This is a genomic window from Mycobacterium sp. 4858, from assembly GCF_900240975.1.
Lineage (GTDB): Bacteria > Actinomycetota > Actinomycetes > Mycobacteriales > Mycobacteriaceae > Mycobacterium.
Map to the genome: position 1 here is coordinate 1,564,099 of NZ_LT968775.1, position 15,881 is coordinate 1,579,979.

The window sequence follows — 15,881 nt, forward strand, 5'->3', positions numbered from 1 at the left end:
TGGATCCCAGCTTGACTGGGACTTTCGCCGATCCCCGAAGCTTATGCGGTTCGCGGTATTCCGGCAAAAGATTGACGTATTCGACGTGTGTGTAATTGATTTGGCGTTTCATCGTGTGGCGTCCTCGTCGTCACCCGAATTCAGCGCCATCGCGATCAACGCGTCCGGGGTCAGGGAATCGATCTCGTCACCGCTGATGAGCGGTTCGGCGACAACGTCTTCCGGCTTACCGGCGAGCAGCAGAAGCTTGTCAAGCAATCCGGCTCTGCGGAGCTCGGCGACCGGGATGCTGCGCAGCGCAGACCACAGCTTGTCGTCGTCGGATTCGTCGCCGTCCCCGCGGAACAGTTGCTGCCGCAGATGATCGGCCAGCGCCGCGGGCGTGGGATAGTCGAAGATCAGGGTCCGCGACAGAGCCAGGCCGGTCGCGGTGGTCAGCCGGTTGCGCAGTTCGACGCCTGTCAGCGAGTCGAACCCGAGGTCGGCGAAGGCGCGGTCGCGGTCGATGGCCCGGCCATCGGGGTGTCCCGAGACGGCGGCGACGTGCTCGCAGACCAGCTCGACCAGCCGCCTCCGCTGGTCCGCCTGCGGCAGGGCGTGCAACCGCTCGGTCAGGTCCGGGGACCGACTCACCTTGGCCGGCAGCGCATCCCGTTTATCCCACAGCCAGAACCGTTGTCGCGCAAACCCGTACGTCGGCAGGTCGACCCGGCGGCCCCCCGCGCCGGACAGCACGCCCGGCCAGCCGACGCCGACACCGGCGGTGAACAGCCGGCCGGCCGCGTGCAGCAGCGACTCGATCTCGGGACCGTCCTTGGGCATGGTCACCACCGAGATCGGCCGCTCGGTGGTCAGCGACTGGTCCACCGCCGGGCTCAGCCCACCGCCCGGGCCCATCTCGGCGAACGCCGTCACCCCCAACGCCTCGGCGGCGCGCACGCCGTCGAGGAAACGCACCGGCCGGCGCACATGTTCGACCCAGTACCGCACGGATCCGTATCCGGGGGCGGCGGGCTCTCCGAACACGTTGGATATCAGGCAGATTCGGGGTTGTCGCGGTTCGACGCCGGAGATCCGATGCGCGAACTCGTCGAGCATCGGTTCCATCAACGGCGAGTGGAAAGCGTGCGAGACCGCCAACCGGTGCGTCCGCCGGCCGGTGCCCGCCAGGCGGTCGGCGACCGCGGCAACCGCGTCCCGCCCACCGGAGAGCACCACCGCGTTCGGTCCGTTGACCGCGGCGATGCTGACGTCCGCGCCCAGCATCGGGGTCACCTCCGCCTCGCCGGCGCTCACCGCCACCATGACCCCGCCCGCCGGCAGCCGGGCCATCAATCCGCCGCGGGCCGCCACGCCGCGCGCCGCGTCGGCCAGCGACAGCGCGCCCGCCACACACGCCGCCGCGATCTCCCCCACCGAATGGCCCAGCACCACATCGGGTGTCACCCCCCACGACCGCCACAGGGCGGCGAGGGCCACCTCGAGAACGAAAAGCGCCGGCTGCGCGAACTCGGTGTCCTGCAACGACTCCGCATCGCCGCCCCACATCACCTCGCGCAACGGCACCCGCAGGTGGGTGTCCATCGCGGCGGCGGCCTCGTCGAACGCGCGGGCGAACGCCGGAAACCGGTGATGGAGCCCGCGGCCCATCCCCGGCCATTGCGAGCCTTGGCCGGGGAACACGAAGGCCGTCCTGACCGCCGGCCCGGCGTGGCCGACCACCAGCCCGGGGGCCGGCTCCCCGGCGGCCAAGGCCGCCAGGTCGCGGGTCAGCGCCTCGCGATCGTGACCCACCAGCACCGCCCGATGGTCGAACACCGAACGCGTCGTCGCCAGCGACCACGCCACGTCGGGCGCGGTCGCCTCCGAGTCCGCCAGCCATTCCGTGAGCCGCCGCGCCTGGCTGGCCAGGGCGCGCCCGGAGCGGCCCGACAGCACCCACGCGACCGGCCCGTCGGGCACCCCCGCGGGGGTATCCGGTTGCGCGGGGGCCTGTTCCACGACGACGTGCGCGTTCGTGCCGCCCATGCCGAACGACGACACCCCGGCGCGGCGCGCGCGCTCCGTGCTCGGCCACGGCTGCGCGGCGGTGGTGACCCGCAGCCCCAGGCGATCGAGGTCGGGATTCGCCCCGGCGTGGTTGAGGCTCGGCGGAATCACCGAATGGCGCACGGCCAGCACGGCCTTGAGCAGGCCAGCGATGCCCGCGGCGGCGCCGGCGTGGCCGATGTTGGTCTTCACCGATCCCACGTCCAGCGGACGGCCGCGCCCGCCGAACACCTCCCCCAGCGCCTGTGTTTCCGCCGCGTCGCCGACCCTCGTCCCGGTGCCGTGCGCCTCGACGTAGTCGATGTCGCCGCTGCCCAGGCCGGCGGCGGCAAGCGCCCGCCGGATCACGTCGGCCTCGGCGGAGACCGAGGGCACCGTCTGGCCCGCGGCGCTGTGCCCCGCGTTGCCCACGGCGCTGCCCCGGATGACGGCATGGATGCGGTCCCCGTCGCGCAGGGCCGCCGGCAACGGCTTGAGCAGCACCAGGCCGCCGCCCTCTCCACGGACGTAGCCGTCCGCGCGCGGATCGAACGCGTAGGTGTGACCCGATGTCGACAGCGCCCCGAATTCGCGCTCCAGCATTGCCGTTTCGTCGGCCAGGTTGAGATGGACGCCGCCGGCCAGCGCCAGCGTCGATTCGCCGGAACGCAGGCCCTCGCACGCGAGGTGCACCGCGGTCAGCGAAGAGGATTGCCCGGAATCGACGGTCATGCTGGGCCCGTGCAACCCGAGGGCGTAGGACACCCTGTTGGCGATCATTCCCCGGCTGATACCGGCGAACGAGTGGTGGTCGAGGTTGTCGGCGATGTCGCGCAGCGTGAGGACCGCGTAATCGTCGGCCATCGCCCCGATGTACACCGAAACAGACTCAGCGCGAACGGTTTCCGGCACCACAAACGCGTCTTCGAACGTCTCCCAAGCCAGTTCGAGGGCCAATCGTTGGCGCGGGTCCATCGCGCACGCCTCGCGCGGCGAGAGGTGGAAGAAATCGGCGTCGAACTCCGCGACGTCGCCGGGCAGCCGCGTCGCCTCCCGGCCGTCGCGCAGCACGCCCCAGAAGTCGCGTGGGTTCTCCGCGCCCGGGAATCGGCATGCGAGGCCGATGATGGCGACGTCGGTCATGCTAGGGGCCGCTCTCTTCGTCGAGGATGGCGAAGAGCTGGCTCTCGGTGGCGGTGGCGATGTCGTCGTCGAACGGGTCGTCGGGGTGGTCGGGATACGGGGCGGGCGCGGGGCCGGTCAGGCCGGCCAGCAGGCCCTCCAGCCGGGTGGCGAGCTGCGCCCTGTCGCCGGGGCTGAAGTCGGATCGGCCGAGCAGCGCCTGCATCTCGCGGATCACGTCGTTGAAGCGGGCCATGCGATCGGGCGGCTCACCGCTCGGCCCGGTGGACAGCTGAGCGTCGAGATGCTCGGCCAGCGCCGCCGGCGTCGGGTGATCGAAGATCAGCGTCGGCGAAAGGGTCAGCCCGGTCGCGATTTTCAGCCTGTTCCGCAGCTCCACGGCGGTCAGCGAGTCGAAGCCGAGATCGGCGAAGGCTTGCTCGGCGCCGACGTCCGCGGTGCTGTGACCCAACACCGTGGCGGCATTGCCGCTCACCAGCTCCACCAGCTCACGGCGCCGCTGCTCGGGGGCCAGTCCCTCCAGCCGCGCCCGCAGACCAGTCAACGACACCATGTCTGTCGGGTCGAGGATCCGCCGCACCGGCCGAGATGCCAACTGGCTCAACAACGGCGGCAGCGCGGCGCCGGCGTGCGCCAGCGCGGCGGTGTCGAGCCGGGTGGCCACCACGACAGGGGGCTCGGCCAGCAGCGCGGCGTCCAGCAGGTCCAGCGCTTGGCGGGTGGACAGCGCGGCGAGCCCGGCGCGGCTCATCCGCGCCTTGTCGCGGTCGCCGAGGTGCTGCGTCATGGCCGAGGCCTGCTCCCACATCCCCCAGGCGATGGACAGGCCGGGCAACCGGTGGGCCCGGCGGTAAGCCACCAGGCCGTCGAGGAAGCTGTTGGCCGCCGCGTAGTTGCCCTGGCCCGGCGCGCCGACGATTCCCGCCATCGACGAAAACACCACGAACGCCGCCAGATCCAGCCCCCGGGTCAGCTCGTGCAGGTGCCACGCGCCGTCGACTTTGGACCGCAACACCGTGTCGATGCGCTCCGGCGTCAGCGACGCGATCACCGCGTCGTCCAGCACGCCCGCGGCATGGAACACCCCGCGCAGCGGGAGGTGCGCCGGTACCTGCGCCAGCACCCGCGCCAGGGCGTCCCGGTCGCCGACATCGCAGGCCACCACCGACACCTGCGCCCCGGCGCCGCGCAGCTCGGCGACCAGCTCGGGCAGGCCGTCGGCCCCCTCCCCGCTGCGGCTGACCAACACGATGTGCGGCACCCGGTGGCGGTCGACCAGGTGGCGGGCCACCGCCGCCCCCGCCATGCCCGTCCCGCCGGTGATCAGCACGGTGCCGCCGCCCAGCCCGGCGGGCCCGTCGGGCATGGTGAGCACGACCTTGCCGATGTGGCGGGCCTGGCTGACGAACCGGTAGGCGTCCGCGGCGCACCGCACGTCGAAGGCCTTGACCGGCAACGGCTTCAGCACCCCGTCCGCGAACAACCGCATCAACTCGGCCAGCATCTCGGCGATGCGGTCAGGCCCGGCCTCCATCAGATCGAACGCGCGGTATGCGACATCGGCCAGGGCCGCCGGGTCGCGCAGGTCCGTCTTGCCCATCTCGATGAAGCGCCCACCGGGGGCCAGCAGCCGCAGCGAGGCGTCGGTGAACTCGCCGGCGAGCGAGTTGAGCACGACGTCCATCCCGGCGCCGCCCGTGGCGGCGGAGAACTCGCGCTCGAAGTCCAGCGTCCGCGAATCCGCGATGTGCTCGTCGTCCAGACCCATGGCGCGCAGGGTGTCCCACTTGCCGCGGCTGGCGGTGGCGAAGACCTCGGCGCCCCAGTGCCGGGCCAGTTGCACGGCAGCCATGCCCACCCCCCGCCCAGGACCGACAACCCGTAATACGCCGTGAGGAACACCACCGGCACGCCGGCGGCGTCGGCGAACGACCAGCCCGGTGGCACCCGCGTCACCAGCCGCCGATCGACGACGGCCTCCGACCCCGTCAGGCCCACGATTCCCGTGACCGGGTCGCCGACGGCCAGATCCGTGATGCCGGGTCCGATCTCGGTCACCAGCCCGGCACCCTCGGCGCCCAGCTGCGCCGCGCCGGGGTACATGCCCAGGGCCACCAACACGTCGCGGAAGTTCACCCCGGCGGCCGCCACCGCCACCCGCACCTGCCCGGCCGCCAGGTCGGCCGGCGGGCCGGACTCGACCGCCAGGTCCTCCAGCGTGCCGGCGTCGCCGGCCGCCAGCCGCCACACCGACGGCGGCTCGGGCAACCGCAACACGGGGTGCGCCTTGAGCGGCTTCAGCCGGGCGCCGTGGGCGACGCCGTCGCGGACCACCAATTGCGGTTCCCCACAACCGATCACGGACGCGAGATCGAGCGACCCGTCGGTGTCGACCAGCACCACCTGGCCCGGATGCTCGGCCTGCGCCGACCGCACCAGCCCCCACACCGCCGCGCCGGCCAGGTCCGGCACGTCCTCGCCGGGCAGCGCCACCGCGCCGCGGGTCTGCACCACCAGCGGCGGGGCGCCCTCGCCCCGGGACTGCAACACCCGCAGCGCCTCGTGGGTGGCGGTGTACACCGATCCGACCACCTCGGGGCCGCCCGCCGGCGGCCGCCACACCTCGGGTTCCGCGCCGACGGCGTCGTCGGGCAACGTGATCGGGGACCACACGGCCTCCAACAGTTCCCCGCCGCCGGATCGCGCCGCGACGGCCGCCGACAGCTGCGCGGCCGAGACCGGACGCGTCACCAGCTCGCGCACCGACAGCACCGGCACACCCGACGAGTCGGCCAGTTCGACCGAGACGGCTCCCTCGCCCGCCGGGGCCAGCCGCACCCGGACCCGCGACGCCCCGGCCGCATGCAGGCACACCCCCTGCCAGGAGAACGGCAGGACGGTCTGGCCCCGCTCGTCGGCGACCCCCAGGGCGTGCAGGGCCGCGTCCAACACGACCGGGTGAATCCCGAAGCCGCCCACCGTCACACCGGCCTGCTGCGGGGCCTCCACCTCGGCGAAGGTCTCGGCGCCCCGGCGCCACACCCTCCGCAGGCCGCGGAAGGCCGGACCGTACCCGTAGCCGCGCGCCGCCAGGTCGTCGTACGCGCCCGTCACGTCGACCTCCGCGGCGCCGATGGGCGGCCACACCGACAGATCCGTTCCCGGTCCGGGCGCGCCCTCGCTCAGCACGCCCTGCGCATGCACCGTCCACTCCGCGCCGGCCTGCGAATACACCGCGACGGCCCGGGATCCGTTCTCGGCGGCGGCGTCGACCACCACCTGCACGCGGACCCCGCCGGCGGCCGGCAGCGGCAGCGGCGCCGACAGCGTCAGCTCCTCGATCACCGGGCAGCCCACCTCGTCGCCGGCCCGCAGCGCCAGCTCGACGAACCCCGCGCCGGGGAACAACACCGTCCCGGTCACCGCGTGATCGGCCAGCCACGGCTGGGCCGCCGCCGACAGCCGGCCCGTCAACACCACGCCGCCCGAATCGGGCCGCTCCACCACCGCGCCCAACAGGGCATGCTCGGCCGCCGCCAGGCCCAGGCCGGCGGTGTCGCGGGCGCCCATCGACTCCGCCGACAACCAAAACCTGCGCCGCTGAAAGGCATACGTCGGCAGGTCGACCCGGCGGGCGGCCAGGCCGGCGAACGCCGCGGCCCAGTCGACGTCGGCGCCGGAGGCGAACAGCTGCCCGGCCGCCAGCAGCAGCGAGTCGACTTCGGGGCGGTCCTTGGGCATCGACACCACCGACACGGCCGGCTCGGCCGCCAGCGACTGCTCCACCGCGGCCGTCAACGCCGCGCCCGGACCCACCTCCAGGAACGCGCCGCCGCCCAGCGATTCGGCGCACCGCACCCCGTCGACGAACCGCACCGGACGGCGCACGTGCTCGACCCAGTAGTCGGCGGACCCGTATCCGGGCCCGGCCAGTCGCCCGGTCACGTTGGACACCAACTCGATTCGCGGCGCGCTGGGCGACACCGCGGCCACCACCGCGGAGAACTCCTCGATCATGGGCTCCATCAGCGACGAGTGGAACGCGTGCGAGACCGCCAGCTGCCGCACCCGCCTCCCGCGCTCGGCCAGCCGGTCCGCCACGGCCGTCACGGCGGCCCGGTCACCGGACAGCACCACCGCGTCCGGGCCGTTGACCGCCGCGATGCTGACGCCGCCGTTCAGCAGCGGCGCGACGTCGGCCTCGGCGGCGGTCACCGCCACCATCACCCCGCCGTCCGGCAGCGCGGCCATCAGCCGGCCGCGGGCGGTCACCACCCGCGCCGCGTCCTGCAGCGACAACACCCCGGCCACGCAGGCCGCCGCGATCTCCCCCACCGAGTGGCCGATCACCACGTCGGGCGTCACGCCCCACGACCGCCACAGCGCCGCCAGGGCGACCTCGAGCACGAACAGCGCCGGCTGGGCGAATTCCGTGCTCTGCAACAACTCCGGGTCGCCGCCCCACATCACGTCGCGCAGCGGCAGCCGGGCGTGGGCGTCCACCGCCGCCACGGCCTCGTCGAACGCCTCGGCGAACACCGGGAAGCGCCGGTGCAGGTCCCGCCCCATCCCGAGCCGCTGCGAGCCCTGACCGGGAAACACGAACACCCGCTTACCGGCCGCGCGCGTGCGCCCGACGGCCACCCCCCGGCCCGGCTCCTCCGACGCGACGCCCGCGAGCCCCGCCAGCAGGGTGTCGCGGTCGCCGCCGACCAGCACCGCGCGGTGGTCCAGGGCCGCCCGGGTGGTGGCCAGCGACCAGCCCACGTCCACCGGGTGCAGGTCCGGCTCGGCGTCCAGGTGGGCCGACAGCCGCGCGGCCTGTGCCGCCAGCGCGTCGGGCGAGCGGGCCGAGATCACCCACGCCACCACCGTGTCCGGCCGGTCGCCCTGCGCCGCAACGGCTTCGGGGTCCGCGGGGGGTTGCTCGACGAGCACGTGGGCGTTGGTCCCGCTGATCCCGAACGACGACACCCCCGCCAGGCGGCGCCCGTCGCGGGCCGGCCACGGCCGTGGCTCGGTCAACAGCGACACCGCGCCCGACTGCCAATCCACATGCGGCGACGGCACATCCACGTGCAGCGTCTTGGGCATCACCCCGTGGCGCATGGCCTGCACCATCTTGATCACCCCGGCCACCCCCGCCGCGGCCGAGGTGTGACCGATGTTGGACTTGATCGACCCCAACCACAGCGGCCGGTCCGCCGGCCGGTCCTGCCCGTAGGTGGCCAGGAGGGCCTGGGCCTCGATCGGGTCACCCAACACCGTTCCCGTGCCGTGGCCTTCGACCACGTCGACGTCCGCGGCGGTCAGCCCGGCGTTGGCCAGCGCGGTCCGGATCACCCGCTGCTGCGACGGCCCGTTGGGCGCGGTCAGCCCGTTGGAGGCGCCGTCCTGGTTCACCGCCGAACCCGCCAGCACCGCGAGCACCGGATGCCCCATCCGCCGCGCGTCGGCCAGCCGCTCGAGCACCAGGACGCCCGCGCCCTCCGACCACGACGTCCCGTCCGCGGCGCCGGCGTACACCTTGCACCGGCCGTCCGGCGCCAGCGCCCGCTGGCGGCTGAACTCGACGAACGCGGCGGGCGTGGCCATCACCGTGACCCCGCCGGCCAGCGCCAGGTCGCACTCCCCGGAGCGCAGCGACTGCGCGGCCAGATGCATCGCCACCAACGACGACGAACACGCCGTGTCGATCGACACCGCGGGGCCTTCCAGCCCCAACACATAGGACACCCGCCCCGACGCCACGCTCAGGGTCGAACCGGTCAGCCCGTAGCCCTCCAGCTCGCCCTTCACCTCGCCGCCGTAACCGGCATGGATGACGCCGGCGAACACGCCGGTCGCCGAGCCCCGCAACCCCAGCGGGTCAATCCCGGCCCGCTCCAACGCCTCCCACGAGATCTCGAGCATCAACCGCTGCTGGGGATCCATCGCCAGCGCCTCGCTGGGCCCTACACCGAAGAACCCGGCGTCGAAGTCCGCCGCGTCGCGCAGGAAGCTGCCCTGCCGGGTGTACATCTTGCCCGCCGCGTCGGGATCCGGGTCGTACAGCCCCTCGACGTCCCAGCCCCGATCCGCCGGGAAGTCCGACACCGTGTCGCGGCCCTCATTGACCAACTGCCACAGGGCTTCCGGCGAATCCACCCCGCCCGCGTAGCGGCACGCCATGCCGACCACCGCGATCGGTTCGGACAGCCGGCCCTCCAGCTCCGAGACGCGTCGCCGCGCCCGCCTGAGATCGGCCGTCAGTCGCTTGAGGTAGTCGACGTGCTGCGAGGTGTCCGGCATCGTGGTCTCAGCGGCCGAGTTCTTCATCGAGGATGGCAAAGAGTTGGCTTTCGGTGGCGGCATCGAGGTCGGCGTCCAGGCCTTCGGGGTCGGGGTGATCGTCGGGGTCCAGGGTGGCGAGCAGGTTGTGCAGCCGGGCCCGCAGCGCCGATTTGGCGCCCGCGTCCCAACTGGGCTGGGCCAGCAGGGCCTGCAGTTCGCGGGTGATGTCGGTGAAGCGGTCCATCAGGTCCGGCTGGTCGCTCGGGCCGGCGGACAGCTGACCGTCGAGGTGCTCCGCCAGCACCGACGGCGTGGGATAGTCGAAGATCAGCGTGGGTGAAAGCGTAAGCCCCGTGGCGGTTTTCAGCCGGTTGCGCAGCTCGACGGCGGTGAGCGAATCGAAGCCGAGATCCTGGAACGCGCGGCCCGCGTTGATGTCGGCGGGATTCGGCAGCCCCAGCACCGTAGCCGCGTTGCCGCGGACCAGGTCGACCAGCTCACGCTGTCGCGCCTCGGGGGCCAAGCCGTGCAGGCGCGCCGCGAGCCCGGTCATCAGGGCGGTCGTGTCGACGTCGTCGATGACGCGGCGGGTGGTGCGGGCGGCCAGCTCGCTCAACAGCGGGGGCAGCGCGGCGGCGTTGTCGGACAGGGCGACCCGATCCAGGCGGGCGGCCATCAGCACCGGGGCCTCGACCAGCATCGCGGCGTCGAACGACTCCAGCGCCTGCTCGGTGGACAGTGGCGCGATCCCGAGCCTGCTCATCCGGGCCTTGTCGCGTTCGCCGAGATGGGCTGTCATCGCCGACGCCTCCTCCCAGAGGCCCCAGGCCAGCGACAGGCCCGGGAGCCCGTGCGCGCGCCGGTACGCGACCAGCCCGTCGAGGAAGCTGTTGGCGGCGGCGTAGTTGGCCTGGCCGGGAGTGCCCACGATTCCGGCCATCGACGAAAACACCACGAACGCCGACTGATCCTGTTCGCGCGTCAGCTCGTGCAGGTGCCAGGCGCCGTCGACCTTGGCCCGCAACACGGCATCCACCCGATCCGGGGTCAGGGACAAGACCAGCCCGTCGTCGAGGATGCCGGCCGCGTGCACCACAGCGCGCAGCGGATATTCGTCCGGTATCTGCGTCAGCATCGCCGCGACCGCGTCGCGGTCGGCGACATCGCAGGCCACCACCGTCACCCGGGCGCCGGCCTCCTGCAGGCGATCCACCAGCTCCGCGACCCCCGGGGCCCCGGCGCCGGCGCGGCTGGCCAGCACCACGTGGGCCACGCGATACCGGTCGACGAGGTGGCGGGCCAGCGCCGAGCCGGCCATGCCGGTGCCGCCGGTGATCACCACGCTGCCGCCGGCGAGCCCGCCACACCCACTGAGCACCGCGCCGGGCCCGGACGGGACGGTGAGTGCGACCTTGCCGATGTGCCGGGCCTGGCTGACGAACCGGTAGGCCGCCGAGGCGCAGCGGACGTCGAAGGTCTTGAGCGGCAACGGTTTCACGGCGCCGTCGTGAAGCAGTTGCACGATCCGGGCCAGCATCGCGGCGGTGCGGTCTTCGCCGGCCTCCATCAGGTCGAAGGCGCGATACCGCGCGCCCCCGTACCGTTCGGCGACGTCGTGCGGATCGCGGACGTCGGTCTTGCCCATCTCGATGAAGCGCCCGCCGGGGGCCAGCAGCCGCAGCGACGCGTCGGTGAACTCGCCCGCCAGGGAATTGAGCACCACATCGACACCGGCCCCGCCGGTGGCGGCCGAGAACTTCTGCTCGAACTCCAGCGTCCGCGAGTCGCCGATGTGGTCGTCGTCGAATCCCATGGCGCGCAGGGTGTCCCACTTGCCGCGGCTCGCGGTGGCGAACACCTCCGCACCCCAGTGCCGCGCCAGCTGGACCGCGGCCATCCCCACCCCGCCGGTGGCGGTGTGCACCAGCACCCGCTCGCCGGCACGCAGGCCCGCCAGCTCCGACAGCCCGTAGAGCGCGGTGAGAAAGACGACCGGCACACCCGCCGCCGTCACCAGCGACCAGCCCTCGGGCACCCGGGTCACCACCCGCTGATCGACCACGGCTTCGGACCCGACCACCCCGAGCAGCCCCATGACCGCGTCACCGACGGAGAGCCCGGTCACACCGGGACCCACCTCGACCACCACGCCCGAGCCCTCGGCCCCCAGCCGGCCACCGCCCGGATACATGCCCAGGGCGACCAGCACGTCCCGGAAGTTCACCCCGACCGCGGCCACCGCCACCCGGACCTGGCCGGCGTCCAATTCCACCGGCGGGCAAGGGCTCACCACCAGGTCCTCCAGCGTGCCGCCGGCGCCGGCGTCCAGCCGCCAGCCCCCGGGCGGCAGCCGCAGAACCGATCCCCTGCGCGCCGGCCGCATCCGGGCCGCGTACGCCACGCCGTCGCGGACCGCCAATTGCGGCTCGCCGCAGCCGATCACCGCCCGCGCGTCGAGCGATCCGTCCGAGTCGATCAACACCACCCGGCCCGGGTGCTCGGCCTGCGCCGAGCGCACCAACCCCCACACCGCCGCGCCGGCCAGGTCCGTGACGTCCTCACCGGGGAGCGCCACCGCGCCGCGGGTCTGCACGGCCACCACCGGTGACCCGGCCTCGCCCAACCACGATTGCAGCGCGCCCAGCGCCTCGGTGGTGGCCGCGTGCACCGAGCGCACCACGTCGCCGCCGTGCGCGCCCGGCCCCCACACGGTGACGTCCCGGTCGAAGCCGTTGCCGCTCAAGGCGACCGGCGACCACGCCACCTCGAACAAGCCCTCGGCAGGCGCCGCCGCGAGCGAAAGCTGCTCGGCCGAAACCGGGCGCATCGCCAACGAGCGCACCGACAACACCGGCAGCCCGGAGCCGTCGGCCAGTTCCACCGACACCGCCCCGGCACCGGAGGGTGTTATCCGGACCCGCGCCCGCGATGCGCCCGCCGCGTGCAACGACACCCCCTGCCAGGAGAACGGCAACACGGTCTGGCCCTGCCCGGCGGCCACGCCGATCGCGTGCAGCGCCGCGTCCAGCAACACCGGGTGCATGCCGAAGCCACCGTCCGTCGCACCGGCGTCGTCCGGCAACGCGACGTCGGCGAAGATCTCGTCGCCCCGCCGCCACATCGCCCGCAGGCCGCGGAATGCCCGGCCATACTCGTAGCCCCGCTCCGCCAGCCGCGCGTAGGCGTCGCCCACCTCCACCGGCGTCGCCCCCACCGGCGGCCACACCGACATGTCCGCGGCCGGCGCCACCGCCGCCGCGCCCAACAGGCCCTGGGCGTGCAGCACCCACTCCGACTGCGCGCCGGCCGCGTACACCGACACCTCGCGACGCCCCGACTCGGCGGCGGCGCCGACCACCACCTGCACCTGGACGCCGTCCGCGGCCGGCAACACCAGCGGGGCCGACAACGTCAACTCCTCCAGGACACCGCACCCGACCTCGTCGCCGGCGCGGATGGCCAGCTCCACAAATCCCGCGCCGGGGAACAACACGGTGCCGCCCACCGCATGGTCGGCCAGCCACGGCTGGGCGGCCGTCGACAGCCGGCCCGTGAGCACCACGCCGCCGGAGTCGGGCCGCGCCACCACCGCGCCCAGCAGCGCGTGCCGCGCGCCGGCCAGCCCCAGAGTTGCCACGTCTCCCGATCCCGTCGCGCCGCCTGGCAGCCAAAACCGTTGCCGCACAAACCCGTACGTCGGCAATTCCACGCGCCGCCCACCCAGGCCGGCCATCGTGGCCCGCCAGTCTACCGGTAGGCCGGCCACGTGGGCCTGACCCGCCGAAAGCCAAAACCGTTGCAGCGAACCGTCGTCGCGGCCCAGGGAGGGGACCACCAACGCGTCGTGGCCGCAATCGGCCAGCGTCTCCTCCACGGCGGCGAGCAGCACGGGATGCGGGCTGCATTCCACGAACACGCCGTACCCGGAGCCGCAGGCGTTCCGCACCGCCCGCTCGAACTGGACCGTCTGCCGGATGCTGCGGAACCAGTAGTCGGCGTCCAGCCCCGCGGTGTCCAGCGGTTCGCCGGTCACGGTGGAGAACAGCGTGACCGAGGACGAGCGCGGCTCGATCCCGGCCAGCGCCTCGGCCAGCGCCGCGCCGATGGCGTCGACGTGCCGGGAGTGGGAGGCATAGTCGACGTCGATCCGGCGGGCCCGCACGTCGCCGCCCTCGCAACACCGCATCAACTCGTCGAGCGCCGCCACCTCACCGGACACCACCACCGCCGAAACACCGTTGACGGCAGCCACATTCAACCGATCGCCGAACCCGGCGATCAACTCTTCGGCCCGGGCCACCCCGCAGGCCAGCGACACCATGCCGCCCGCGCCCGCCAACCCCACCAGCAGCCGGCTGCGCAGCGCGACCACCCGGGCGGCGTCCTCCAGCGACAGCGCCCCCGCCACATACGCCGCCGCGATCTCGCCCTGCGAGTGGCCGATCACCGCGTCGGGGACCACCCCCAGCGATCGCCACAACTCCGCCAGCGACACCATCACCGCCCACAGGGCCGGCTGCACGACGTCCACCCGGTCCAGTCCGGGCGCCCCGGGCGCCCCGCGGATGACGTCGACCAACGACCAGTCCACGTGTTCGGCGAGCGCCTTCTCGCAGCGCTGCAGGTGTTCGGCGAAAACCGGTGAGCTGTCGAGCAATTCGGATCCCATGCCGACCCATTGCGAGCCCTGACCGGGAAACACGAACACCGTCTTGCCGACCGGCTGCGCCCGGCCCACCACCGCACCCGCCCCCGGCGCGCCGGCGGCGAGATCAGCCAGGTCGGCCAGCCCCGCCAGCAGGCGCTCACGGTCCCCGACCAGCACGGCGCGGTGCTCGAACAGCGACCGCGTCGACACCAGCGACCAGGCCACGTCGACCGCCCGCACACCCGGGTCGTCGTGCACCCGCGCCAGCAACCGGGACGCCTGGTTGGCCAGCGCGTCGGCCGACCGGGCCGACAGCACCCACGGCGCGGGCGCGTCATCGCCGGCCGGCGCGGGACTTTCGGGCTCCAGCGGTGGTTGCTCGACGATGACGTGCGCATTGGTGCCGCTGATCCCGAACGACGACACCCCGGCGCGGCGCGGCCGGTCCTGCGCGGGCCACTCCCGCGCCTCGGTCAGCAGCGACACCGCGCCGGCCGACCAATCCACGTGCGGCGTGGGCACATCCACGTGCAACGTCTTGGGCATCAGCCCGTGCCGGACCGCCTGCACCATCTTGATCACCCCGCCGGCGCCCGCCGCCGCCGAAGTGTGGCCCATGTTGGACTTGATCGACCCCAGCCACAGCGGACGGTCGGCCGGCCGGTCCTGGCCGTAGGTGGCCAAGACCGCCTGCGCCTCGATCGGATCCCCGAGGGTGGTGCCCGTCCCGTGCCCCTCCACCAGGTCCACGTCCGCGGCGCGCAGGCGCGCGTCGGCCAGCGCGGCCCGGATCACCCGCTGCTGCGAGGGCCCGTTGGGCGTCGCCAGCCCGTTGGAGGCGCCGTCCTGATTGACCGCCGACCCGCGCAGCAGCGCAAGCACCTGATGCCCGTGCCGGCGCGCGTCGGACAGCCGTTCCAGCACCAGCACGCCGACGCCCTCGGAGAAGCCGGTGCCGTCGGCGGCGCCGGCGTACGCCTTGCAACGCCCGTCGGCCGCCAGCGCCCGCTGCCGACTGAACTCGATGAACATCGCCGGGGTGGCCATCACCGTCACGCCGCCGGCCAGCGCCAGGTCGCATTCGCCGGCGCGCAGCGACCGCGCCGCCAGGTGCAGCGCCACCAGCGACGACGAACAGGCCGTGTCCACCGAGATGGCCGGGCCCTCCAGGCCCAGCGAGTAGGCCACCCGGCCCGACGCCACGCTCAGCGTGGATCCGCGCAACCCGTAGCGCTCCAGGTGTCCCGGCACCCGGCCCTGGCCGCCGTAGGAGCCGTGGAAGATCCCGGCGAACACGCCCGTCGCCGAACCGCGCAGCTCGGCGGGGTCGATCCCGGCCCGCTCCAACGCCTCCCAGGACACCTCGAGCAGCAGGCGCTGCTGCGGGTCCATGGCCAGCGCCTCGCTGGGCGCGATGCCGAAGAAGGCGGCGTCGAAGTCGGCGACGTCGGCCAAAAAGCCCCCGCACCGGGCGTAGGACTTTCCCACCGCGTCGGGGTCGGGATCGAACAGGCCGGCCAGGTTCCAGCCGCGGTCCGCCGGGAATTCCGAGACCACGTCACGGCCCTCGACCACCATCTGCCACAGGGCCTCCGGCGAATCCACGCCCCCCGGGTACCGGCAACCCATCCCGACCACCGCCACGGGTTCGGTTGCCGCGGCGAGGTATTCGCGGGCCTCGCGCTTCAGCCGCTCGTTGTCCTTCAGCGCCGCGCGGAGCGCCCTGACCAGCTCGTCGGAGTCGCCGGTCATGAAACGCGGCCCGGGCAAGGAAATGTCATCACGAGGT

Annotated in this window: 2 protein-coding genes and 1 pseudogene; all 3 read right to left on the reverse strand. The window is 73.5% G+C overall.

Translation table 11 applies throughout. The annotated features are described in order from the left end of the window. Window positions 1–108: 108 nt before the first annotated feature. The 3 genes and pseudogenes from C1737_RS07190 to C1737_RS07200 all read right to left on the reverse strand — a co-directional run bounded on the left by C1737_RS07190 (window position 109) and on the right by C1737_RS07200 (window position 15,844). Window positions 109–3,171, reverse strand: coding sequence for a type I polyketide synthase (locus tag C1737_RS07190; protein WP_102417590.1), 3,063 nt, complete (start codon window positions 3,169–3,171; stop codon window positions 109–111). Between the two features lies 1 nt (window position 3,172). Continuing rightward, a pseudogene (locus tag C1737_RS07195) lies at window positions 3,173–9,462 on the reverse strand (SDR family NAD(P)-dependent oxidoreductase). A gap of 7 nt (window positions 9,463–9,469) precedes the next feature. After that, complete coding sequence (locus tag C1737_RS07200) at window positions 9,470–15,844, reverse strand: type I polyketide synthase (RefSeq protein WP_102417591.1); 6,375 nt, start codon at window positions 15,842–15,844, stop codon at window positions 9,470–9,472. Between the last annotated feature and the right edge of the window lie 37 nt (window positions 15,845–15,881).